At 47.1% G+C, this 22,949-nt stretch carries 21 protein-coding genes; 4 read left to right on the top strand and 17 right to left on the bottom strand.

The window, feature by feature from the left end; genetic code table 11:
* The 14 genes from glgB to BUA56_RS20150 all read right to left on the bottom strand — a co-directional run bounded on the left by glgB (position 1) and on the right by BUA56_RS20150 (position 16,214).
* A complete protein-coding gene (gene glgB, locus BUA56_RS20215; RefSeq protein ID WP_072854583.1) occupies positions 1–1,905 on the bottom strand; it encodes a 1,4-alpha-glucan branching protein GlgB in 1,905 nt (634 codons plus the stop codon).
* 48 nt (positions 1,906–1,953) lie between these two features.
* Positions 1,954–3,324: an alpha-amylase family glycosyl hydrolase gene (locus tag BUA56_RS20210; protein ID WP_072854582.1), complete on the bottom strand. Its 1,371-nt coding sequence runs from the start codon at positions 3,322–3,324 to the stop codon at positions 1,954–1,956.
* A gap of 46 nt (positions 3,325–3,370) precedes the next feature.
* Positions 3,371–3,952 carry a TetR/AcrR family transcriptional regulator gene (locus BUA56_RS20205; protein ID WP_072854581.1) on the bottom strand — a complete coding sequence of 194 codons (582 nt, stop codon included), beginning with the start codon at positions 3,950–3,952 and terminating at the stop codon, positions 3,371–3,373.
* A gap of 118 nt (positions 3,953–4,070) precedes the next feature.
* Entirely contained in the window at positions 4,071–4,847 is a 777-nt protein-coding gene (locus tag BUA56_RS20200; RefSeq protein WP_341443526.1) for a TatD family hydrolase, read from the bottom strand.
* A 40-nt stretch (positions 4,848–4,887) separates the two neighbouring features.
* Entirely contained in the window at positions 4,888–6,048 is a 1,161-nt protein-coding gene (locus tag BUA56_RS20195) for an AI-2E family transporter (protein WP_072854580.1), read from the bottom strand.
* Positions 6,049–6,082: 34 nt separating this feature from the next.
* Positions 6,083–8,692, bottom strand: coding sequence for a cation-translocating P-type ATPase (locus BUA56_RS20190; RefSeq protein ID WP_072854579.1), 2,610 nt, complete (start codon positions 8,690–8,692; stop codon positions 6,083–6,085).
* Between the two features lie 295 nt (positions 8,693–8,987).
* On the bottom strand, positions 8,988–9,797 hold the full coding sequence (locus tag BUA56_RS20185; protein ID WP_072854578.1) for a tyrosine-protein phosphatase: 810 nt from the start codon (positions 9,795–9,797) through the stop codon (positions 8,988–8,990).
* 16 nt (positions 9,798–9,813) lie between these two features.
* Positions 9,814–10,707: an SPL family radical SAM protein gene (locus BUA56_RS20180; protein WP_072854577.1), complete on the bottom strand. Its 894-nt coding sequence runs from the start codon at positions 10,705–10,707 to the stop codon at positions 9,814–9,816.
* 38 nt (positions 10,708–10,745) lie between these two features.
* On the bottom strand, positions 10,746–11,567 hold the full coding sequence (locus tag BUA56_RS20175) for a MurR/RpiR family transcriptional regulator (RefSeq protein ID WP_072854576.1): 822 nt from the start codon (positions 11,565–11,567) through the stop codon (positions 10,746–10,748).
* A 10-nt stretch (positions 11,568–11,577) separates the two neighbouring features.
* The gene (locus BUA56_RS20170) at positions 11,578–12,462 is read right to left on the bottom strand and encodes an ROK family protein (RefSeq protein ID WP_072854592.1); all 885 of its coding nucleotides are present in this window, start codon (positions 12,460–12,462) and stop codon (positions 11,578–11,580) included.
* Between the two features lie 118 nt (positions 12,463–12,580).
* The gene (locus BUA56_RS20165) at positions 12,581–13,033 is read right to left on the bottom strand and encodes a NanQ anomerase/TabA/YiaL family protein (RefSeq protein WP_072854575.1); all 453 of its coding nucleotides are present in this window, start codon (positions 13,031–13,033) and stop codon (positions 12,581–12,583) included.
* A gap of 9 nt (positions 13,034–13,042) precedes the next feature.
* Positions 13,043–14,542 (bottom strand): sodium:solute symporter family protein, encoded by a 1,500-nt coding sequence (locus BUA56_RS20160; protein ID WP_072854574.1) that lies wholly within the window; start codon positions 14,540–14,542, stop codon positions 13,043–13,045.
* 20 nt (positions 14,543–14,562) lie between these two features.
* On the bottom strand, positions 14,563–15,432 hold the full coding sequence (locus BUA56_RS20155; RefSeq protein ID WP_207650956.1) for an N-acetylneuraminate lyase: 870 nt from the start codon (positions 15,430–15,432) through the stop codon (positions 14,563–14,565).
* A gap of 92 nt (positions 15,433–15,524) precedes the next feature.
* Positions 15,525–16,214: an N-acetylmannosamine-6-phosphate 2-epimerase gene (locus BUA56_RS20150; protein ID WP_072854573.1), complete on the bottom strand. Its 690-nt coding sequence runs from the start codon at positions 16,212–16,214 to the stop codon at positions 15,525–15,527.
* Positions 16,215–16,668: 454 nt separating this feature from the next.
* Between BUA56_RS20150 and sdaAB the strand changes: the two genes are divergently transcribed.
* Positions 16,669–17,331, top strand: a complete 663-nt coding sequence (sdaAB, locus tag BUA56_RS20145) for an L-serine ammonia-lyase, iron-sulfur-dependent subunit beta (RefSeq protein WP_072854590.1) — start codon at positions 16,669–16,671, stop codon at positions 17,329–17,331.
* Between the two features lie 5 nt (positions 17,332–17,336).
* Positions 17,337–18,203, top strand: coding sequence for an L-serine ammonia-lyase, iron-sulfur-dependent, subunit alpha (sdaAA, locus tag BUA56_RS20140; RefSeq protein ID WP_072854572.1), 867 nt, complete (start codon positions 17,337–17,339; stop codon positions 18,201–18,203).
* Between the two features lie 82 nt (positions 18,204–18,285).
* Here sdaAA and BUA56_RS20135 read toward each other — a convergent pair whose 3' ends face one another.
* Entirely contained in the window at positions 18,286–18,483 is a 198-nt protein-coding gene (locus BUA56_RS20135) for a hypothetical protein (RefSeq protein WP_072854571.1), read from the bottom strand.
* Positions 18,484–18,903: 420 nt separating this feature from the next.
* On the opposite strand from BUA56_RS20135, the gene BUA56_RS20130 reads away from it, so the two are divergent.
* Entirely contained in the window at positions 18,904–19,506 is a 603-nt protein-coding gene (locus BUA56_RS20130) for a recombinase family protein (RefSeq protein ID WP_072854570.1), read from the top strand.
* A gap of 461 nt (positions 19,507–19,967) precedes the next feature.
* Positions 19,968–21,929, top strand: a complete 1,962-nt coding sequence (gene metG / locus BUA56_RS20125) for a methionine--tRNA ligase (protein ID WP_242946826.1) — start codon at positions 19,968–19,970, stop codon at positions 21,927–21,929.
* 48 nt (positions 21,930–21,977) lie between these two features.
* Here metG and BUA56_RS20120 read toward each other — a convergent pair whose 3' ends face one another.
* Complete coding sequence (locus BUA56_RS20120; RefSeq protein ID WP_072854568.1) at positions 21,978–22,730, bottom strand: hypothetical protein; 753 nt, start codon at positions 22,728–22,730, stop codon at positions 21,978–21,980.
* 65 nt (positions 22,731–22,795) lie between these two features.
* Positions 22,796–22,939 (bottom strand): hypothetical protein, encoded by a 144-nt coding sequence (locus BUA56_RS20115; protein WP_084068158.1) that lies wholly within the window; start codon positions 22,937–22,939, stop codon positions 22,796–22,798.
* Positions 22,940–22,949 lie beyond the last annotated feature (10 nt).

Raw genomic sequence — 22,949 nt, 5'->3', positions numbered from 1 at the left:
TTAATACAAGAATACAGACACCGAAAGGGGCGGCAGTTCATATCCAAAGGAAAACTCCCTGTTATCCCAATTTTTCTTCACCGCCTTATATACCTGCTGGGATCTCTCATGGTCCCCGCCGAACCTGGGATCCGCGCTGTTTAATATAAGCTTATACTGCTTCCTTTTGGGGACCCCCACCCGGTAATCCTTCCTCTCTACCGGTGTAAAATTACACACAAAGAGCAGGTTGTTCCGTCCTGTGGGAGACTTCCTGATAAAGCTAAAGATACTTTTATCCGCATCATCCGCATTTATCCACTCGAACCCCTCGGGATTGTGATCGTTTGCATAAAGAGCGGGATATTTTTTATAGAGGAAAAGCAATTCCTTTACAAAGTCCTGCAGCTTTTGGTGGCTTTCCTCCGCGAGCAGATACCAATCCAGCTCACGCTCCTCGCTCCACTCCTGAAGCTGGCCGAAATCCTGACCCATAAAAAGCAGCTTCTTGCCGGGGTGCCCGAACATATACGTGTAGCCCGCTTTCAGATTCTCAAACTTTTCCCCGGCCTCCCCGGGCATCTTATTGATCATGGAGCATTTCAGATGCACAACCTCATCATGGGAGAGCACCAGAACATAACGCTCACTGTATGCATACGTCAGGGAGAATGTCATCTTGTAATGGTTAAACTTTCTGAAATAAGGATCCAGCTTCATGTATTCCAGGAAATCATGCATCCACCCCATATTCCACTTCAGACTGAATCCCAGACCGCCTTCCTCCGGCCGGCCTGTCACCATAGGCCAGGCGGTCGATTCCTCGGCAATCATTACCGTGCCCTTATATTTGCCAAGAACAACTGAGTTCAAATGCCGGAAAAATTCTATAGCCTCCAGGTTTTTATTCTCCCCGTATTTGTTGGGAACCCACTGGCCGTCCTCACGCCCGTAATCAAGATACAGCATAGACGCCACAGCATCCACCCGGAGTCCGTCAATATGGTATTCCTCCATCCAGAAGACTGCATTGGCTATGAGGAAGTTCTTCACTTCATTCTTTCCATAGTCAAAGACTTTTGTTCCCCAGTCCGGATGCTCCCCTTTTCTGGGATCCGCATATTCATACACGGGCGTACCGTCAAAATCTGCCAGTCCGTGGGCATCTTTCGGAAAATGGGCAGGCACCCAGTCAAGGATCACCCCTATCTTATTTTTATGCAAGTAGTTCACCAGGTACTTAAAGTCCCCGGGGGTGCCGTAGCGGGATGTGGGGGCATAGTATCCGGTCACCTGATATCCCCAGGAGCCGTCAAAGGGATGTTCTGCGATCCCCATAAGCTCCACGTGGGTATACCCCATCTTTTTTACATAGTCCGCCAGGGCATGGGCAAACTGCCTGTAATTGTAAAATCCCTCTTTATTCTCCTCGGTAAAAGGGTGCTTCATCCATGAGCCCGGGTGCACTTCATAGACAGACATGGGATCTTTATCTGCGTCAAAGCTTTGGCGCTTATTCATCCAAACAGAATCTCCCCATGTAAATCTGCTGATATCCGCCACTCTGGACGCATTTCCCGGACGTTTCTCCGACCAGTTGGCATAGGGATCTGCTTTGTAGAGAAGCTCGCCTTTTTTTGTTGTAATACAGTATTTATAAAGGCTTCCCTCCTTTACGTCCGGGATAAAAAGCTCATAGATGCCCATATTCTTTCTGCGCTGCATGGGATGCTTCTTCTCATCCCACCCGTTAAACTCACCCACCACAGCCACAGACGCCGCGTGAGGGGCCCACACCGCAAAATAAACACCTTTCTTCTTGCCCTTTGCAGTGGGATGCGCGCCCAGCAGACGGTATATCTCATAATGTGTCCCTTCCCCGAACAGATACTCATCCAAATCCGAAAATCCTAATTTTTTACCCATATGCTTTCCCCTTTTACCGTTAGTTTCATTTATTCTTTTATCCCAGACTTACTCTCCGGCCAGCCAGGTAATGAGAACACTCCCTGCTGCCTCCACAGTAATGCCAAGACTTCCGTTCTCCACCGGAATCTCTTCCTTGGTAACCGCATTCTGATACCTTCTCCCCCCGTCAGGGACAGGTATCCTTACCGGCGCTTCCTTTTCATCGTTGTTTACTGCAGCAATCAGCAGGTCCCCTTCCCATGTTCTGGAAAATGCATATTGCCGGTTGGTCAGCACCAGCTCACGATACTGCCCCAGGGCAAGACATGGATGCTCCTTATGGATACGGCCCAGGGTTCTCACCCATTCCAGGATCCGGGAGTCCCTGTTCTCCTCCAGCGCCTTCCCCAAATCCACCGCCGGGCGCAGAGGACCGTCGTCAGGCCCCTCTTTCTTTCCGGTAATCCCCCATTCCGATCCATAATAGACAGAAGGAATGCCGGGCAGTGTGTAGAGAAGTGTATAGACTGGATGCAGATGGGCTTTGACGGTAAGTTTGCTGGCAATACGGTCTACATCATGGTTATCCACAAAGGAATAAAGCTTCATGCCCCTGTAGATCCCCCCGTTTTCATCAAATTCCCTCCGTATGGTATGGGCAATCTCAAAGTAATTGTGATCGTTATGACCGGAGTACAATCCCTTGTGCAGCTCATAATTAGTGACGCTGTGGAGCAAGTGCTGCCCGTCTCCTATATACCGGCTGTAATCCCCATGGATCACCTCGCCCATAAGCCAAAAATCTTCTTTTTTCTCCTGAGTTCTCCTGCGCATCTCCTCCATAAATGTAAACTCCAGACAGTCCGCACAATCCAGCCGTATCCCGTCAATATCAAATGTCTCAATCCAGAAGTCTATCACCCCCAGGAGATACTCCCTTACTTCCGGCTCCCACGGGTTCAGATTCACAAGCTCAAAGCAGTTTCTCCAAGCCTCATAGGAAAAGCCGTCATTATAGGGGTTGTTTCCCCCAAAATTAATTCCCTTATACCAATTTTTATAGGGGGAACCCTCTCTCTTCTCCTGAATATCCCTGAAGGCAAAGAATTCCCGCCCCGTATGATTGAACACCCCGTCCACAACGATCCGGATCCCCAGCCTGTGCGCCTTTTCTACAAAACACCGGAAGTCTTCATTGTCCCCCAGTCTTCTGTCCACAAGCTTATAATCCTTTGTGTCATACCCGTGAGTGGATGACTCAAACAACGGCCCGATATACACAGCTGTACAGCCTATCTCCGCTATGTGGGGCAGCCACTCCATAAGCAGTTTAAATCTGTGCACGGTCTCCTGCTCCCGGTTCTCCCTGGGAGCTCCTGTCATCCCGATAGGGTACATATGATAAAATACTGCCTCTTCATACCACTTTTTATTCATTCCCTGTTACCTCCTGCCTGTCTTTTTAGTATTATGGCTGATTTGCTTATGAAAATATGCCATACATGAACTGATGTACAATCTCATATGTGGCCTCATTGGTTATCTCAATTCTTCCGTCAGGGGCGGCATGCTCAGCCGCCATCATAATATGATGGTTCAAAACCCCGGTAAACCCAACAGCAAACTGCCTCTGCCTTCCTCTCATATTACCCAGCTGTGGCGCTGCATCCTCAAATATCTGTACAATTCTCTGGTAATACCTCTGAATATAAGGATAAACGGTCTGAAAGGCCTCATTCTCCCTGGCCGAATAAAACAGCGACAGCATCAGCAGGTAAAACTTCCTGTTGGATGCCGTATAATCAAAGAAGGATCTGGCTACATGATACAGGGTGTCTGACAGTGAATCCCGGTGGGAGCAGGCCGCTGCAAGGGACTCCTCAATGTTTCTGTATCCTTTATCCAGCAAGCTCTCCAAAAGCCCCTTTTTACTGCCAAAATAATAATATAACGTGGGTTTCGTCACCCCGGATTTGTCAACAATCTCCTGGACCCCTACGGCGTCATAGCCCTTGGAATAAAAAAGATCCAGGGCAACCTGCATCAGCATATCTCTGTTATCCATAGCAGCATCTCCTTTATGTGATTCTATTATACCAATCGGTATAGAGATTGTAAACACATTTTCCCGGGATTACAGCAAATGGAAAATGGAGATGCCGGCAGCGACATCCCCATCCATATTATATGCCAAACAGCCGTCTGGCGTTCTCCGCTGTGGTCTCCACCACAGTCTCATAGCTGACCCCCTTTATCCTGGCAATCTCCCGGGCAACAAACGTCAGATAGGACGAATTATTCCTCTCCCCCCGGTGGGGCTCAGGAGCCAGATACGGACAGTCCGTTTCCAGCAGAATGTAATCCAAAGGGGCATAGGCTGCAATCTCCTTCAGCTTCTTTGCATTGGCAAAGGTGGCAACTCCCCCGATGCCAAGTAAGTACCCCATGTTCATATACTCTCTGGCATGCTCTTTGGAGTACGAGTAACAGTGAATCACACCCGTAAGGGCATCCGCACGCTCAGACTTCATAATATCAAGGGTGTCCCTGGCTGCGTCACGGCTGTGCACAATTATGGGAAATCCAACTTCTTTGGCCAGGTCCATCTGGCGGACAAACCAGTGCTTCTGCACCTCATGGTTTTCTTTGTTCCAGTAATAGTCAAGCCCAATCTCTCCTATGGCCACTGTCTTCTCCTCCATACAGAGGCTCCTCAGCCATATCATCTGCGTCTCATCCAGATCTCCCACTTCGTCGGGATGCACCCCCACCGCCCCGTAGATAAAAGAGTATTTCTTCATGAGCTTTACGGTATCTCTGACGCCGCGCAGACTGGCTCCTACATTTATAATTGTGCCTACTCCCAGCTTTGCCATGGATTCCAGCAGTTCATCCCTGTCTGGTTCAAATGCCTCGTCGTCATAATGGGCATGGCTGTCAAATATCATTGGACGTTCCATCGCTTCTCTCGTTCTCCTTCCGGCTTCTTATGTTCTTCTGTCATTCTATCTGTTCCAGGGGTATGTTTTTCTTTTTCAGCCTTTGGTAAACCCACCCTCGAAAGAGGGTATAAACCACAGAACTGAGCGGGATAAATACAAGCATCCCCACGATGCCCATAAGGCTGCCGCCCAGAGTAACGGCTACCAGCACCCAGATGGAGGGAAGCCCCACAGACCCGCCCACCACATGAGGGTAAATCAGATTTCCCTCAATCTGCTGGAGAATCAGGAACATGGCAATAAACCCAATGGCCTTTACCGGACTTACCATTAGTATCAGAAACGCCCCGATCACACACCCGATAAATGCTCCAAAAATAGGGATTAAGGCTGTAAATGCTATCAAAACTCCAACCAGCAGTGCGTACGGGAACCGGAAAATAGTCATTGTGATAAAAAACATGGTTCCCAGAATCACTGCCTCCACACACTGTCCCGTGAGGAAATTGGAAAAGGTCTTATAGGACAGAGAGCAGACATTGGTCAGCACCTCTACATGCTCCTTTTTTAAAAAAGCGTACATAATCTTTTTCACCTGCCTGCTCAGTTTCTCCTTCTGCAGAAGAATATAACAGGCAAATACAAACGCGATAAAGAAGTTGGCCAGACCGCTGATAATGGTCTTTGCTGCTGAAAAGGTAGAGTTCAGCACACTTCCCGCACCGTTCTTAAAGAAATCAATGCCGGTCTGAATCATCTGGTCCCAATTAAACTCCAGGCTGTTGATCCACCCCACAATTTCCTGATTGTCCTGAAACAGTTTTTCCCCCCAATTCTGAAGGTTAACCGCAAAATTCTGAAGGCTGGTTCCCAGACTCATAATAGTGGTGCCCAGCTGGGGAACTACCACAAACATCACCAGCACTACAACCCCGATTACGATACACATGGTGAGAATCAGACTGACCGGGCGGGCCAGCCTTCTTACCGCAGAATTCCCTTTCCACTTCCTCTCTTGGAACAGGTGCTTTTCCAGAAAGTGCATGGGTACATTCAGCACAAAGGCTACCGCCGCTCCCAGCGCAAACGGAAAGATAATGTTCAGCAGGAACCGGGCTGCATTGATAATTACTCCAAAATTCTGGAGCCCCACCAGGATCAAAATGGTGAATATAATCAGTCCTCTTAGTTTTTTTATATTTTCTTTACCTAAATCCATAGATTCACCTAATACTTTCTACCCCTATCCGCTGTCAGATGCCCAGCTTGCCGCGCACCCATTTTAAAAACTGGATCACCGGAAGATTCAAAAATGCCAGACCATATACGGTAAACAGCTGTGTCAGAGTAAGTGTCTGTACCTTAAAAATCCCGTGAAGTCCTGGGATCATTAATACACAGGTCATAAGAAACAGGCCGATAAAAAATGCCCCGAATAAATATTTATTGTTAAAAAATCTTTTGGTAAACAAAAGCGGCCGATCCGACTTACAGTTATATCCATGGAAAAGCCGGGAAATACACAGAGTGCCGAATGCCATGGTGCTGGCCAGCAGCGCGTCCCCGTTCTGATAGCCAATGTAAAATCCTATCATGGTCATAATGCCGATGCAGAGTCCTTCCAGCCCAATCTTGGATAAGAAATCCTTTGTCAGGATTGACTCGTTCATGGGCCTTGGTTTTTCATCCATCACCTCGCTGGAATGAGGCTCAAGTCCCAGTGCAATTGCCGGAAGACTGTCCGTAAGCAGGTTGATAAACAGCAGGTGCACCGGAGCAAAGGGCACGGGAAGCGCCATAATAGAAGCGTACAGGACCGCCAGTATGGCCCCGAAGTTTCCGGAAAGAAGAAATTGAATGGAGTTTTTTATGTTCTTGTATACATTTCTTCCATTTTCCACTGCCTTAATAATAGTGGCAAAGTTATCATCCGTCAATACCATAGACGCGGCATCCTTGGAAACTTCGCTTCCTGTAATCCCCATTGCCACGCCAATATCGGCCTGCTTCAGTGCAGGAGCATCGTTCACGCCGTCTCCGGTCATGGCCACAATATTCCCCTTTTCCTGCCATGCACGGACAATCCGTATCTTATGTTCCGGGGATACCCTGGCATATACCGATATGCCCTCAACAAAATCCTTCAGCTGTTCATCGTCCATAGTTTCAATCACAGCCCCCTCGCAGGCCTCTCTTTCTTCCTTCAGAATCCCGATCCGCTTTGCTATGGCCGCCGCTGTAACCTTGTGATCGCCGGTGATCATAATAGGTTTAATTCCCGCCCGGATACATTCGGAAACAGCCTGCGCAGACTCTTCCCTGGGGGGATCCATCATGGAGATCAGTCCGATAAATGTAAGGTCTTTTTCATCTTCCAGCGTCAGGGGACGGCCCTCCTCAAGCTGCTTGCACGCAAATGCCAGCACTCTCAGTCCCCCTCTGGAGAATTCCTGGTTCTGGGCTTCTATGGCCTTTCTGTCTTCCGGTGTGAAGGGCTGTATACCGCCGTCCTTCAGAATATGTGTCATTCTGTCCAGAAGGACATCCACAGCACCTTTAGTTACCATGGTATATCCGTCCTCCAGCATATGTGCAGTTGACATAAGTTTTCTGTCGCTGTCAAAAGGAATTTCATCTGTCCTGGGGTACTGCTCTCTCACAGAAGCCGCAGTCACTCCAAGCTTATCTCCTATATTAATCAAGGCTGTCTCCGTGGGATCTCCGATCTCCTGGCCATTGATATTGGTAGAATCATTGCACAGAATACTGTATTTCAGCAGCCGGTACTGCATACTGTCATTGCAGTCAATATTTTCTGCAGAGATTCTGGTCTCGTCGGTATAGTAATCCTCCACAGTCATTTTATTCTGGGTCAGTGTACCGGTTTTGTCGGAACAGATAATAGAGACACTTCCCAGTCCCTCCACCGCCTGCAGTTTTCTGATAATGGCGTGTTCCCGGGCCATCTTCTGGGTCCCGAAGGACAACACGATAGTTACAATAGAGCTCAGAGCCTCAGGTATGGCCGCAACTGCCAGCGCCACTGCGAATAAAAATGCATTTCCTATGGATTCCCCCCTGAATACACTGATGCCGAATAAAATTCCGCAGAACACCAAAATCAGAATGGATAATTTCTGTCCGAATTTATCCAGATTTATCTGCAGAGGCGTCTTTTTCTCTGACGTACTTTTCAGCAGAGACGCTATCTTCCCTACTTCCGTATTCATTCCAACACCGGTTACCAGGTAGGTGCCTCTGCCGTAGGTGACAAAGCTTCCGGAGAATACCATATTGGTCTGATCCCCAAGGGGCCTATCCCCTTCCAGCTTTGTATGCGTTTTTTCTACCCCCAGGCTCTCCCCGGTGAGTGCGCTCTCATCAATCTTCAGACTGGCATTCTCCAGGATTCTTCCGTCGGCAGGCACACAGTCGCCGGCCTCCAGCAGTACCTCATCACCCACCGTAATCTCTGATGAGGGAATTTTTACAACGTTCCCGCTTCTGCGCACCTTTGCCTCCGGCCCGGAAAGCTTTTTCAGGCTGTTTAGAGACTGCTCCGCCTTTACTGTCTGTACGGTTCCCAAAATTGCATTGATGGTTATAACCACCAGAATGACAATCGCACTCTCTGCGTCCCCTAAAAAACCTGATACCGTAGCTGCGATTATCAGGATAATAACAAGGAAATCTTTAAACTGTTCCAGAAAAATCTGAGGCACTGTCTTTTTCTTTCCCTCGGCAAGCTCATTAGGACCGTATTTTTCCTGGTGTTCCTTTACCTGGGCATCTGTGAGAGGCTTCAGCCCGCCGTTTATCTCCTTGCGGACCTCTGATTTTGCCATTTGATAATACTTCTTCATTCCAATCCCTCCACTTTGAATTGTTCTTTGGTTAGGTATATTTTCCCCTTCCCAGGGGGAGTTTACACAACTGATTTTCTGTAAACGCAAAAAAGAGACTCTTATTGCACAAATCAGTCATGCAATAAAAGTCTCGCTGTTTCATTACGATACGGACGGAATCTGCTTCCATCGAGATTGACGACACCGCACACGCCCGGTTTTCAGGCATCAGCTACTCCCTTTTACTAAATTCTACTATAAAAGAACCGGATGCGATTGTCAATGGAAACCTCATTAAAAAAGCGTAAAATTTTTATTCTGTCAGATACCTGTGACATAACTCCATGCGCCGCTCCCTGTTCAGGCCCATCTGGTGCTCCAGAAATTCCTTCAGAGAGCCGTATACCCGATCTATAGTCTGAAATACAGATTCCAGATATCCCCTTTCCACTCCGTTCAGCACCCGGAGAGTGTGAAACACTACCGGATCTGTGGTAAACCCGGAAACCATTTCCTGCATCCTCCGGGTCTCAGGCTCTATGTAGGTATTGGTCAGCATATAGTCCTGCAGTATGGTCTCCCTGTCTACATTCAAAGCGCTCAAAAGCAGAGCGGTACCAGTACCCACCCGGTCTTTTCCCGCCGTACAGTGCCAGAGCACCGCCCCCTCCTCCTGCTCCAGCAATATCTCAAAAAACCTCCGGTAATGGTATACGGATTCCTCATTGGTAACCAGCTGGGGATAAATATCCTCCCCGAACGCCATTGGGTTATCCTGTATCCTCCGGGTATACTCCATCAGCATATTCATAAAACTCTTTGCATTATTCTCCTCTTCCCTGGTAATTCCCATCTGGGCCTCTGTGAGGATCGGGTTATGTATAAAAGTGACTCCTTCTATGGGGGGATCCGGCTTCTGGTCCATCTCCGCCCTTGTCCTGAAGTCAACTACTGTCTTCATCTGGTACTCATCCGTCAGCTTGCGGATATCCCTGTCCGTTGCCCGCTCCAGCGTCCCGCTGCGAAGCAGCCGTTTCGGACGGATCTTCTTTCCCTCCTGTGTCCGGTATCCCCCCAGATCTCTGGTATTATACAGATTCTCTAATTCTATTCTCGTTTCCATTGCGTCCTCCTGGCATCTAAAAGTCAAATAAGCTCAGCTGCGTCACTTCATAACTCCGCTTGTAAAAATGTATAATATCCTTCATCTCATAAAGAATTCCATACCTTTCACACCGGCTTTGAAAATGCTTCCAGAGCTTTGCCGCCTGAGGGCTTCTGCATTCATAGCGGTTCCCATATCTCTTAATATACCGCTCTGCCAGCCCTTCTCCGGGAAAAAGCTCTTCTATCTTCTTATAATACCATTCTCTCTGGCTGTCCCGCAAGGTCATACCGAAAGCCGGATAGATAAAACAGGCCCCTGCCTCGTGAGCCCGTTCCACAATCTCCAGCACATTCTCCACACTGTCCTCCAAAAACGGGAGTACAGGCATTAGCAGGATGCCGGCGGGAATTCCGCAGTCCCTCAGCCCCGCCAGCATCTCAAACCTCTGAGAAGACAGGGAAACACCCGGCTCTATCTTCCGGCACAGTGCATCGTCCGCCGTTGTAATCGTTACCTTGCACAGCACCGGCGAATGTTCCTGAATCTGCTTTATGACATCCGTATCCCGCAGAAGAAGCGCACTTTTAGTCGCAATTGTAATTCCAAATTCAAACGCGTCTATCAGTTCCAGGGCATGCCGGGTAAGATTAAGCTTCTCCTCAAAAGGGTTATAGGGATCGCTCATAGAACCGGTCCCCACCACCCCCTTTTTTGTCTTTCTCCTCAGATCATCCCGTATAATCCGAAGAGCATCTTCCTTCGCCCGCACCCGGTCAAAGTCCTCTACCCGATAACAGTCTGAGCGGCTGTCACAGTAGATGCACCCGTGACAGCACCCCTTATAAATGTTCATCGTATAATCGTTCCCGAACCAGGCAGAGCTTTTATTCTTCGTTACAATTGTTTTCGCAGGAATATATTCCATCTACATATCCTCATTTCCGGTACGGCAGGTGCTTCCGCTTACCGTCCCCCATATAAAATATCCATCGTATAGTCATGCAGCGCCTCTTTATGAAACGTATCCAGCTCCATAAACCTGGAATAAAAGATATCTACCATAATCAGAATAGGGAACTGGGGCGATATGGCCTTCCCGTTTTCCAGATGCTCTTTCACTGCAAAGAGCAGAATCTCATCACAGAATTCCTGAAACTCTTTCTCCCGTCTGGAGGTCATCAAAATGGTGGTAGCCCCTCTCGTCTTTGCCGCACGGAGAGAAGTCATAACCTCCTGGGTTCTGCCGCTGATACTGATAGCGATTACCGCACAGTCCTCATCCAGAAGGACAGAATTCATCTTCATAATATGGCTGTCTGTGATAGACTCCATATTCACCCCGATACGCATAAACCTCAGCTTCATCTCCTGAGCTACGAGGCCGGAGCTTCCTCTCCCATATACATAGACCCTCTTCTTTGTAGAGAGGATATGGACGATCCGATCCAGCTGCTGTTCATCCAGCAGGGCATAGCTTTTTGTCAGAAGTTCCTGGTAGGTATTCAGGACCTGCTTGGCAGAATCATCGGTAATCACAGGCTGATTCTCGCCGAATCCCTGCTGGTAACGAAACAGAAACTCCCGATACCCTTTAAACCCGCACTTTTTCGCGAAGCGGGAAAGGGATGCTTCTGAGACATAAAGCTGCCGGGAAATATTTTTGGAAGAAAAATCTATAGTCTGTGTGTTATGAATAAAAAAATCAGCTATGGTTTTTTCTATGGGTGTAAAGCTGTTATACATAGACTCAATAAGCGGAATGATGGTTTTCTCATATTGATCCATAGAAGACTCCTTACTTGTGCTTTGCACAAAAATGATAGAACGCCCCCAGCATTCCGGCCTGATTCTGGTTCTCCGCAAAGGCAAGCTTTGTTTTAGAAGCCACCGCTGGAATCAGATACCGGTGAAGGGCTTCTTTTATTCTATCATATAAATACTCTCTTTGGGCCATAATTCCTCCGCCCAGAACTACCATTTCGGGATTGATCACATAGCATATGTTTGCAATTCCCTTTCCCAGCACATCTGCCATCTCATCAATGGCCTGTATGCAGTCCGGATCACCCTGCTTTGCCATATCAAACACCCGTTTGCCGTTTACTTCTTCCAAGGACAAACCCTTTCTCGCCGCCACCTTTTTCACCAGAATGCTGCTGGCTCCCAACTCCTGAAATGTGCTCCCATCCATGCTCATATATCCCACTTCACATGCGCTGTTGGAAATTCCGTGGAGCACCTGACCGTTCAGGATAATGGCGCCCCCGATTCCGGTCCCGATGGTCAGACAAAGGCTGCTGCTGGTCCCTCTGGCGGCACCTGCGAAGGTCTCTGCCAGACCCGCGCAGTTTACATCATTCTCCACCTCACAGGGAATATAAAACGTTTCTTCCATGGTCTTTTTGATCTGTGTGCCGGTATACCCGGGGATCAGGGGGGCGGCATGGATAATCTCCCCCTTCTCACAGTCTACCATTCCGGCGGTAGAAACACAGATCCCGGCGGCGTTGCCTTTGGACAGATAGTTCTGGGCAATCTCCACCGCCTTTCCAAGGACTGCCGGCCCGCCCATAAAGGCTTCCGTAGGCCGCTCCCCGGTATCCAAAAATTCTCCTTCCCGGCTGATCAGCCCATATTTAATTGATGTTCCTCCTATATCAATACATATATATTGCTTCATGACATCCTCCGATTCTGATAATATGGCAATAGGGAGTGCCGCAAACATGCCGTCAGCGGTACTCCCTGATTCAGGCACATCAGCGTGTACCTGCCGTCTATGGGGAAGACGGATGGTCTTATTTTATTTTAATCTTGAAGATAGCTTTTTTAATAACAACAGGATCCCCAGCCGCAATGGCTGTTCTGTGCCCGTCCTTAGGGTAGCAGATGAGGAAATCTTTGTCCGTGAGAACCACATGGGCATTTTCAGGGCCCTCCAGGGGAAGAAAATCATCTTTTTCTACAAATTCCTTCTGCTCCATATTGTCAATGAAGTTCAGGTCAATCTGCTCCTTCCCTCTCAGCATAAGGTGAAGGTCCAGATAATTCCTGTGAGCTTCCCAAAAGCGGTTTTCCCTGGCTGTTGTCTCATATTCCACAATATTCACAAACAGGTCATCGCCGTCGATTGTATGGCTCCCCTTTTCATATCCTATGAGGTCATGAGTCTTCGCGTAGGCAAAGCAGCGCTTAATCTCTTCCGGAAGAAAGTTATAATCTTCCAAATCTTTTACATTTCCAAATATCATAACTGCCTCCTAATTTTTAAAGACGGTGGAATTGGCAACCGGTACCGAAGTATCCCCCTTGATTTTTCTGGAAATATAGCTTACAGGCACTCCGATAATCAGGGAAAGGGCAATGGAGATAATGGAGTATGACCAGATAGAAACCCCGGGCATGGTATACTTAATAATTACCATAACGACAGCAGACACTCCAAAGGCAACAAATGCACCTGTAGTATTGGCAACCTTGGTAAATACACCCAGCACAAAGGTACCGCCCAGTACACCAAGCACAAGGCCCATAAACCCGTTGAACCATTCATACGCGGACTTAATCTCACCATTTGCCAGTACCATAGAAACCAGAATGGCTACAATGCCCACTCCCAGCGATACATACTGTGCAATCTTGGTCTGCTTTTCGAAGCTCATTTCCTTTTTGGATAAACGTTCCTGAATATCCATGGTCCAGCTGGTGGCGACCGAATTCAGCCCTGTGGAAAGAGTGGACTGGGATGCGGCATAGATAGCTGCGAGCAGGAGTCCTGTGATTCCCACGGGAAGCTGGTATGCGATAAAGGATGCAAAAATCTGATCCTGCTGTGCAGTCTGAGCCAGCGCCGGATTCTGTCCGTAAAATACGTATAAGCCAGTTCCGATTAAGTAGAATACAGTGGCGATAAAGATAGAAAGCGCACCGTTGGTAAGCATCATTTTATTCAGCTGCTTGGTATCTGTGGTGGTTGTAAAACGCTGCACAATATCCTGGCTTGAGATATAGGAGGAACAGGTGTTAAAGCCTGCGCCCACAATCAGCAGAAATACACTGTTTTTCATAATACTTGGAGAGAAGATAGGTTCATCCGGTGTAAGAAACTTACCCTGGCCGAAGGCATCAAAGATTGCTCCAAACCCTCCGTTGATTTTGCATACCAGAAAAACCAGAGCGAAGGTTACACCTACCAGAAGAACGCTTCCCTGTATAAAATCTGTCCAAAGCACGGACTTCAGGCCGCCTGTGTAAGAGTAAATAATAGCAATCACGCCCATCACAATAATCAGAATATTTACATTGATTCCCGTAAGGTTCGCAAGTACCATGGAAGGAAGATACATGATGATGGACATACGTCCTATCTGGTATACAATAAACATGACCGCCCCGAGAATACGCAGGCTCTTGCTGCCAAAGCGAAGCTCCAGATAGTGGTAGGCCGTATCAATGTTCAGCTTGCTGTATATAGGTAAGAAAAACTTTATGGTAATGGGGATAGCCACAAGCATACCCAGCTGTGCAAACCAGAGAATCCAGGATCCTGCATAGGAGTTTCCTGCCAGTGACAGGAAGGAAATCGGACTCAGCAAAGTTGCGAAAATTGATACACTGGTTACCCACCAGGGGATCGTCCCATCCCCGTGGAAGAACTCTTTCCCCTTCATTTCCTTTTTAGAGAAATGCAGACCTGCGAACAGCACGGCAGCCAGGTATACAATAAGTATAATCAAATCAATAACGGTAAAACCCTGCATTACGGTACCTCCTATCGGAATTATCCAAGATAATTATCAAAGATTTCTTTGGCAACAGCCTTCTGTCCCTCGTCGGCGCTTGCCATGGGTCTGTGGCAGTATCCTGCGTCTACTCCCTGGAGTTTTAACAGCTCCTTAATGGTTGGATACAGACCGTTCGCCAGAATTGCAGAAATCAGGTCGTTCGTTACGTGCTGAATCTTCAGGGCCTCCTCTATCTTTCCGGCCTGGGCCAGTTCATAAATCTGTCTGGCACGGATACCGTTTACATTGAAGGTAGATCCGATGGCACCGTCGATTCCGCAGACTGCGGCAGGAAGCATCATCTCATCAAAGCCTGCATAGATTAAGTGGTCAGGATATGCCTTTCTGAGCCTCTCAAGCAGGAAGAAGTCTGCCGCGGTAAACTTAACACCGATGATTTTTTCATTTTCAAATAATTCCCCGAACTGGGCTACACTCATATTAACTCCGGTAAGCGCCGGGATAGAGTAAATAATCAGGCGGTTCTCCACGCTGTTAATAATTGTGTTATAGTAATCTTTAATCTCCTGGAAGGTAAACTTATAATAGAAAGGCGTTACCGCAGAAATAGCATCATACCCAAGCTCGGTGGCGTATTGGGCCAGCGCAACTGATTCATATACGTTAATGGAGCCTACCTGGGCAATCAGCTTGATACTGTCCTTTGCTTCATCCTTTGCAATGCGGAAGATCTCTCTTTTTTCCTCTGTGGAGAGCATAAAGTTCTCACCGGTGCTCCCTCCCACATAAAGGCCGTCCACTTTCATTTTATCAATATTATGCCGGATGATTTCTCTGAGTCCCTTTTCGTTTACTTTGCCGTTCTCATCAAAAGAAACAAGCAATGCGCTATAGATACCTTTCATGTCTGCGTTTTTCATCATAATCGTTCTCCTTTTTCTTTTCATATATATAATAGTTAAGGGTGACGTATGTCCCGTTACTGAAAGTCCGACTTTTACTTATCCAGTGCTTCTGCAAAGGATTTGGTGATAAGCTGCGGCCGTGTAATGATAGAACCCACAACAACGCTGTAGCAGCCCAGGTCTATGACTCTTCTTACTTTTTCCGGTGTATTAATATTCCCTTCCGCAATAACTTTATGTGTCACCTTTGACAGAATGGTGCGGATTATCTCAAAGTCATCCTCTTCTATTTTGTTGCCCTGGCTCTGAGGTGTATAACCCACCAGTGTTGTTCCTATAAAATCGAAGCCCAGCTGATCTGCATGGAGCGCCTCTTCAACAGTTGAACAGTCAGCCATCAGAAGCTGGTCCGGATATTTTTTTCGGATCTCATGATAGAAGTCATCCAGCGTCACCTGGCCGGGCCGGGGTCTTCCGGTCGCATCCAGGGCGATAACCTCAGGTTTTACCTCCATGAGTTCATCCACTTCCTTCATAGTGGGTGTGATATAAACAGCGCTGTCCTCATAATCTCTCTTCACAATGCCGATAATCGGAAGATCTACATTTTTCTGAATTTCAGCGATATCTTCCCTGGTGTTCGCGCGGATCCCAAAGGCCCCCCCTTCTTTTGCGGCAAGTGCCATACGTCCCATGATAAATGAGGAATGCAGCGGTTCATGGGGCAATGCCTGGCAGGATACAATCAAATGTCCCTGCAGCGATTCAATGCGTGGATTCATGGTATCATCAAACTCCCTTCGTTCATATTCTCGTTCTCTGTTTGTAAGCCCATTATAATTCTTTGTGAAATTCATTTCAACAGATTTTAGTTTATGGAAAATACTTTCACCCAAAACGGAAAAATGCATAACCCAGAGTCAGTATGCCCTAAAATATAACCGTTAAAGTGCACAAATTATGAAAGTATTTTCAAATACATCAGTCAGTTTGAAACTAAAATATAATCCACAATCCAAAACCGGCAGGAGGCATTCACAAAATATAACGCTTTGGAGCAAATCCCATCTTTTTTAGGTTCTTTCCCAGAATAAATAGTTTTCTGTTGCTTATCATCGTTTTTTGTAGTATAGTGATCTCATCCAAAGAAGGAATGACCGGAGGGCATCATTGAATTTCTTTGGATTTTTTGTTATTTATAAGAATAATCGGGCACATAAGGAGAATGATAATCATATGAATATATTTGATATTTTAGGGCCTGTCATGGTAGGCCCATCCAGTTCTCACACTGCAGGTGCAGTCAGAATCGGCTTACTTACCAAAACTTTACTGGGCAGCCGTCCCATTAAGGCCGAAATCGGCCTGCACGGCTCTTTTGGAGATACCGGAAAGGGGCATGGCACCGACCGGGCGATAGTGGCAGGACTTCTGGGTATGAAGCCGGATGATACCAGGATACCGGACAGCTTTTCCATCGCGGAGGAGGAAGGTCTTAGCTTTACAATCGGAACCGCCCACATTCCCGGAGCGCATCCCAATACGGCCCTCCTTAAGGTAGAAGGGGAAAATAAAAACCTGCTGGAGGTTCAGGCTTCTTCACTGGGCGGCGGCAGAATTATGATTAATAAACTGGACGGCATCACCGTAAACTGCACCGGTGAATGCCCTACGCTCATCGTACACAACCTGGACCAGCCGGGACACGTGGCAGAAGTTACCTCTACCCTTGCCCACAAGTCGGTAAATATTGCTACCATGCAGCTTTACCGGGATAAGAGAGGCGGATATGCAGTTATGGTGGTGGAAACCGATCAGCCGGTCCCAGTGGATGCTGTCAAATGGCTGGAGCATCTGGAGGGTGTTATAAAAGTGACTTATATAAACGGGGAGGAATAAATCGTATGGCATACCAATCACTGGAAGACATTATAAATCTCTGCGAAGAAAAGGACATTCCCTTCTGGGAAGCCGTTCTCCAGGATGATATAAATGAAAGAACCATACCTGTGGAAGAATCTTATGATAAAATGAGAGAAATGTGGCATGCAATGCTCAGAGCCAGCGAAGGTTACCAGAAAGAGCTGATGTCCCGCAGCGGTCTGGTAGGGGGAATGGGCGGAAAGATGGAAGCGTACCGGCAGTCCGGGCAGACCCTTTGCGGAGATTTTATGTCCCGGGTTATTGTTCAGGCACTTGAAATGGGTGAGTCCAATGCCTGCATGAAACGGATTGTGGCAGCACCCACCGCGGGAGCCTGCGGTGTCCTGCCTGCCGTGTTGGTCCCCCTCTATCAGGAGGGAAAGGCGCCGGAGGATAGAATGATAGAAGCCCTCTATGTAGCCGCAGGCATCGGGCAGGTAATTGCCGCCAGGGCCTTTATCGCCGGGGCGTCCGGGGGATGCCAGGCAGAGATCGGATCAGCCTCCGCCATGGCCGCCGGCGCTCTGGTGTACCTGAAAGGCGGCTCCAACCGGCAGATCGTACACGGTGCGGCTATGGCACTGAAAAATCTTTTGGGATTGGTCTGCGACCCGGTAGCCGGTCTGGTAGAAGTACCCTGTGTCAAAAGAAATGTCATCGGAGCCGTAAACGGGCTTTCCTGTGCCGATATGGCGCTGGCAGGAATCGAAAGCAGAATCCCCCCGGATCAGGTAATCGATGCTATGAGAGAGGTGGGGGAAAAAATGGATGAGTCTCTGAAAGAAACCGGCAAGGGGGGCATAGCCAATACCCCTGCTGGCAGGGAAGTATGGGAAAAAGTTCTTTAAATTCTAAGGTGGTACCAGATGTGTCTTCAGCAGCTGGTACCATTTTTATATACCTGCAAAGTATTCCCGGTATGGGATCTTACTATCTTACCTTCAGGTACATCATAAATCTGGAAGCGCCTCTGGAACCACACACAATATTCTTCACCTGTCCGCAGCAGCTGCAGACCTGAGGAAACTGCAGAATAACCACATCTTTTCTTCTGAGATTCATATGATACGTCTCATTCAGGCAGCTGCGGCAATAGTTCAAATCAATTAGTTTTTTACTAACATGCATATATATTCCTTCCTTTTCAGATTATATTTCTTTCTACTGTGTTTTAACTTTCTTTTGCTGATATTATTTTAGTACATGGGTAAAATAATAATATAGAAACAATTGAATGAAAAAGTAGAATTTTTCGTTCAATTGTGCTATAGTAAATACACATTAAATCCATTGTTAAAACTGGTAAATATTGCGGATTTACTGTCAAATTCTTATAGAACTGTGCCGCAAATATTGCCGCGGGAAAAGAACGGTAAATTCTACCATTTCTTTCGCCCGGGCATTTGTTTGTCTGGAAGGAGTTTTTCTGAGATTGCCATTCTCCGGTTTACATCTGAGATGGCAATTTTTTACTTACATCCGGATTTTGCACATATTACAGAAACAGTTGCTCGAGATATCAGTAAAATCAAAATAGGAGGTTTTTCAGTGGAAGTATACGGTTATATCAGAGTTTCAAGCAAGGAGCAAAATATAGACCGGCAGGTTTTGGCTCTGAGGGAATTTCCCGTTCAGGATCAGAAGATGTTTATCGATAAACTAAGCGGCAAGGACTTTCAGCGGCCGGCCTATCAAAAAATGATAAATACCCTTAAGACAAAAGATCTGGTGGTTGTAAAAAGCATTGACCGGCTGGGACGTAATTATAATGAAATATTAGAACAATGGCGTATTCTTACAAAGGTGATAGCGGCAGATATTGTGGTTTTGGATATGCCCCTTCTGGACACCCGTGCAAAGGGAAACGATTTGACGGGAACCTTTATCGCAGATCTGGTCCTGCAGATCTTAAGCTATGTGGCACAGACAGAGAGGGAGAGCATCCGCAGACGGCAGATGGAAGGAATTGCCGCAGCCAAATACAGGGGCGTCAAATTCGGCCGCCCTTCCAAGCCCGTTCCGGATAACTTTCATGAAGTAAAAAGTCTCTGGACACAGGGTTTTATCAGCTCCCGGGAGGGGGCCCGCCGTCTGCAGGTATCCCAGGATACCTTCCTGCGCTGGAGCCGCCGTCTGGATCTTCAGGAATAATTTTATCCCCCTTTACAAATCAGAAGAACCATGCTAACATAACTTTTAATAGGAAAACACGATGACGAAGAGAGTAGGTTGTCCCCCTGCATTACAGAGAATTCCCGCAAGTCTGTTATCTTTTTATAGATGCATACAACGCTGAGAGGGATATGTAAGAGATCACTGAACATGGCTTCTGAGAGGTGCACCGAACGGTATATCCGCCGCAAGGCTGCAACAGGATTCGCCTGTTATAGCGAAAGAGTATAGACCCGGTACAGACACCCCGCCGGTATAGGTACTCCATGAGGTTCATATCGCGAGATATGGATAAATAGAAGTGGTAACACGGGACAATCCCGTCTTCTGGAATGCAGCTGCATCCGGAGGGCGGTTTTTTTTGTTTTACTGCTCAATATCGTGCTTTACTAATACAAGCAAACAAGGGAGAGTTCCATCCCAGCCAGGAGGAAATGAACATGGAAAAAAAGAAATTCTATATGACAACGGCAATCGCCTATACTTCAGGAAAGCCTCATATCGGAAATACCTACGAGGCTGTTCTGGCAGACAGTATTGCCAGATTTAAGAGACAACAGGGTTACGACGTATTTTTTCAGACAGGAACTGACGAGCACGGCCAGAAAATCGAATTAAAGGCTGCCGAGGCCGGCGTAACCTGCAAAGAGTTCGTAGACAGCGTAGCCGGAGAAATCAAAAGCATCTGGGATCTGATGAATACCTCTTACGATAAATTTATCCGCACCACAGACGCAGACCACGAAAAACAGGTCCAGAAAATCTTTAAGAAGTTATATGACAAGGGCGATATCTACAAAGGATACTATGAAGGAATGTACTGTACCCCCTGTGAGTCCTTCTTTACGGAGTCCCAGCTGAAGGACGGCAAATGCCCTGACTGCGGCCGGGAAGTCACCCCTGCCAAAGAAGAAGCTTATTTTTTCAAAATGAGCAAATACGCAGACCGTTTAATAGAGCACATCAACACCCACCCGGAATTTATCCAGCCGGTATCCAGAAAAAATGAGATGATGAACAACTTCCTGCTCCCGGGCCTGCAGGATCTCTGTGTCTCAAGAACCTCATTCAAATGGGGAATCCCCGTGGATTTTGATCCTAAGCACGTAGTCTATGTATGGCTGGATGCCCTCACAAACTATATTACAGGCATCGGATACGAGTGTGACGGAGAAAGCTCTGACCTGTTTAAGAAAAACTGGCCTGCAGATCTTCACCTGATCGGCAAGGACATCATCCGCTTCCATACCATTTACTGGCCAATCTTCTTAATGGCACTGGATCTTCCCCTTCCCAGGCAGGTATTCGGCCACCCATGGCTGCTCCAGGGCGAAGGAAAGATGAGCAAATCCAAAGGTAATGTTTTGTACGCGGATGAACTGGTAGACTTTTTCGGAGTTGACGCAGTTCGTTACTTTGTGCTTCACGAGATGCCTTTTGAAAATGACGGCGTCATAACCTGGGAACTGATGGTGGAGAGAATGAACTCAGAGCTGGCCAACACCCTGGGCAACCTGGTGAACCGTACCATCTCCATGTCCAACAAATACTTCGGGGGCGTTGTTTCCAACACAGGCGTTGAAGAAGAAGTTGACGGGGATCTGAAGTCCGTAGTCACCGCTGCCAGAGAAAAGGTGGCCGCTAAAATGGAAGATCTGAGGGTTGCCGACGCAATCACTGAGATATTCGCAGTCTTTAAGCGCTGCAACAAATATATTGATGAGACAATGCCATGGGCTCTTGCCAAAGATGAGTCAAAAAAAGAAAGACTCTCCACTGTGCTCTACAATCTGGTAGAGGGAATCTGTATCGGCGCCGGCCTTCTGGAGTCCTTTATGCCTGAGACTACCCAGAAAATCCTGGGCCAGCTGCATGCAGAGAGAAGATCCTATGACCAGCTGTCCACCTTTGGGTTATATCCCTCCGGCAGTAAAGTAACAGAAAAACCGGAAATCCTGTTCGCCCGCCTGGATGTAAAGGAAGTATTGGCAAAAGTAGAAGAAAAAAAGGCCGCCGAGGCTTCCCAGGAAGAGTCTCCCGCCCCGGAATCCAACGGAATTGATATAGAGGCAAAAGAGGAGATTACCTTTGACGACTTCATGAAAATGCAGTTCCAGGTAGGAGAGATCCTATCCTGCGAGGAAGTAAAAAAATCCAAAAAGCTGCTATGCTCCCAGGTAAAAATCGGCAGCCAGGTTAGGCAGATCGTATCTGGAATCAAGGCACATTATACAGCAGAGGAAATGGTAGGGAAAAAGGTTATGGTGCTGGTGAACCTTAAACCGGCCAAACTGGCAGGCGTTGTGTCCGAAGGTATGATACTCTGTGCAGAAAATGAAAATGGTGAACTGGCCCTGATGGTTCCGGAGAAAGATATGCCCGCGGGGGCGGAGATCTGTTAATCCTAATCTATATGCAGCCAGCATAAATTTTAACGGTGCAGGAAAATTCTATTCCTGCACCGTTAATACCTCCAGAGCCAGACGGTCAAGCTGTTTCTGATCATAATTTACTTTTGCTTTCTTAATTTCTTTTGCAATTATAGCATCTGCCTTATCATCCTGTATCCTCCTTTTTATAATTGACTTGGTCTTTTCATAACCCTCCTGCAATTCTGCATCCATCTCCTTATGTTCTTCGTAATAAGTCTTACATTCTTCTTCAGTGACCTCTATTGTATTTTTAATCAAATCTACGATCAGCGCTGCCTCCATATTGGAGTATAAATATTTATAATAATCGTCAATCTCATAGGAACGCATTCCGTAAACTGCCTGTCCGCTGTCATATGCTTGTTTCCTCTCTGCATTTTCTTTTTTGGTTTCCTCAATAATGTCACTGTATGAAAATTTCTTGGTGAGGCCCCGCTTCTCCGATAGCTTTTGTATCGTCTTGTTCCTTACCAGATGTTCCACAGCTAAGCCCTCAATCTTTTTCAGCGGCGTCTCCCCGTCATATTCTGTTATCCAAAAACTTTCCTTATGAATTTCATCTGATGAATAAAGACTGTATACTTTGGAGCGATAATCACTGAGGATCATCTGAAATTCTTCTTCTGCTACAGAATAACCGTTAACGGTCAGCGCCGTCCCCTGAGCCGTAGTGTTCTTTCCACGGATATAAATGCAGGATACTATAATCACTGCTAAAAAGCAGCAGACAGCTAAGATAAGCCATAGTTGCTTTTTTTTTATCTCTTTCATCCTTTGTCTCCGTTTCCTTTGCATTCAGGCGGGAACATTCTGCCCCCGCCTGACTTAGTCATCTTTTACGGATTAGTGCAAACGCCATTTTTATTAAAATAATAACGTTTTCCGCCTATGTTTATAGAAGTACTGCTCTTCATAGAACCATCATCTGCCGCTCCGAAATAATACCATTTACCACTGAGCTTCTGCCAGCCGCTCTTCATGGAGCCATCT

Source organism: Lactonifactor longoviformis DSM 17459 (assembly GCF_900129135.1).
Taxonomy (GTDB): Bacteria; Bacillota; Clostridia; order Lachnospirales; family Lachnospiraceae; genus Lactonifactor; species Lactonifactor longoviformis.
This window is presented reverse-complemented; position numbering and strand designations above follow the sequence as displayed.

Coding starts and splice junctions, on each gene's coding strand:
- glgB (WP_072854583.1), bottom strand. CDS start 1,905: ATGGGTAAAAAATTAGGATTTTCGGATTTGGATGAGTATCTGTTCGGG.
- BUA56_RS20210 (WP_072854582.1), bottom strand. CDS start 3,324: ATGAATAAAAAGTGGTATGAAGAGGCAGTATTTTATCATATGTACCCT.
- BUA56_RS20205 (WP_072854581.1), bottom strand. CDS start 3,952: ATGGATAACAGAGATATGCTGATGCAGGTTGCCCTGGATCTTTTTTAT.
- BUA56_RS20200 (WP_341443526.1), bottom strand. CDS start 4,847: ATGGAACGTCCAATGATATTTGACAGCCATGCCCATTATGACGACGAG.
- BUA56_RS20195 (WP_072854580.1), bottom strand. CDS start 6,048: ATGGATTTAGGTAAAGAAAATATAAAAAAACTAAGAGGACTGATTATA.
- BUA56_RS20190 (WP_072854579.1), bottom strand. CDS start 8,692: ATGAAGAAGTATTATCAAATGGCAAAATCAGAGGTCCGCAAGGAGATA.
- BUA56_RS20185 (WP_072854578.1), bottom strand. CDS start 9,797: ATGGAAACGAGAATAGAATTAGAGAATCTGTATAATACCAGAGATCTG.
- BUA56_RS20180 (WP_072854577.1), bottom strand. CDS start 10,707: ATGGAATATATTCCTGCGAAAACAATTGTAACGAAGAATAAAAGCTCT.
- BUA56_RS20175 (WP_072854576.1), bottom strand. CDS start 11,567: ATGGATCAATATGAGAAAACCATCATTCCGCTTATTGAGTCTATGTAT.
- BUA56_RS20170 (WP_072854592.1), bottom strand. CDS start 12,462: ATGAAGCAATATATATGTATTGATATAGGAGGAACATCAATTAAATAT.
- BUA56_RS20165 (WP_072854575.1), bottom strand. CDS start 13,033: ATGATATTTGGAAATGTAAAAGATTTGGAAGATTATAACTTTCTTCCG.
- BUA56_RS20160 (WP_072854574.1), bottom strand. CDS start 14,542: ATGCAGGGTTTTACCGTTATTGATTTGATTATACTTATTGTATACCTG.
- BUA56_RS20155 (WP_207650956.1), bottom strand. CDS start 15,432: ATGAAAGGTATCTATAGCGCATTGCTTGTTTCTTTTGATGAGAACGGC.
- BUA56_RS20150 (WP_072854573.1), bottom strand. CDS start 16,214: ATGAATCCACGCATTGAATCGCTGCAGGGACATTTGATTGTATCCTGC.
- sdaAB (WP_072854590.1), top strand. CDS start 16,669: ATGAATATATTTGATATTTTAGGGCCTGTCATGGTAGGCCCATCCAGT.
- sdaAA (WP_072854572.1), top strand. CDS start 17,337: ATGGCATACCAATCACTGGAAGACATTATAAATCTCTGCGAAGAAAAG.
- BUA56_RS20135 (WP_072854571.1), bottom strand. CDS start 18,483: ATGCATGTTAGTAAAAAACTAATTGATTTGAACTATTGCCGCAGCTGC.
- metG (WP_242946826.1), top strand. CDS start 19,968: ATGGAAAAAAAGAAATTCTATATGACAACGGCAATCGCCTATACTTCA.
- BUA56_RS20120 (WP_072854568.1), bottom strand. CDS start 22,730: ATGAAAGAGATAAAAAAAAAGCAACTATGGCTTATCTTAGCTGTCTGC.
- BUA56_RS20115 (WP_084068158.1), bottom strand. CDS start 22,939: ATGAAGAGCGGCTGGCAGAAGCTCAGTGGTAAATGGTATTATTTCGGA.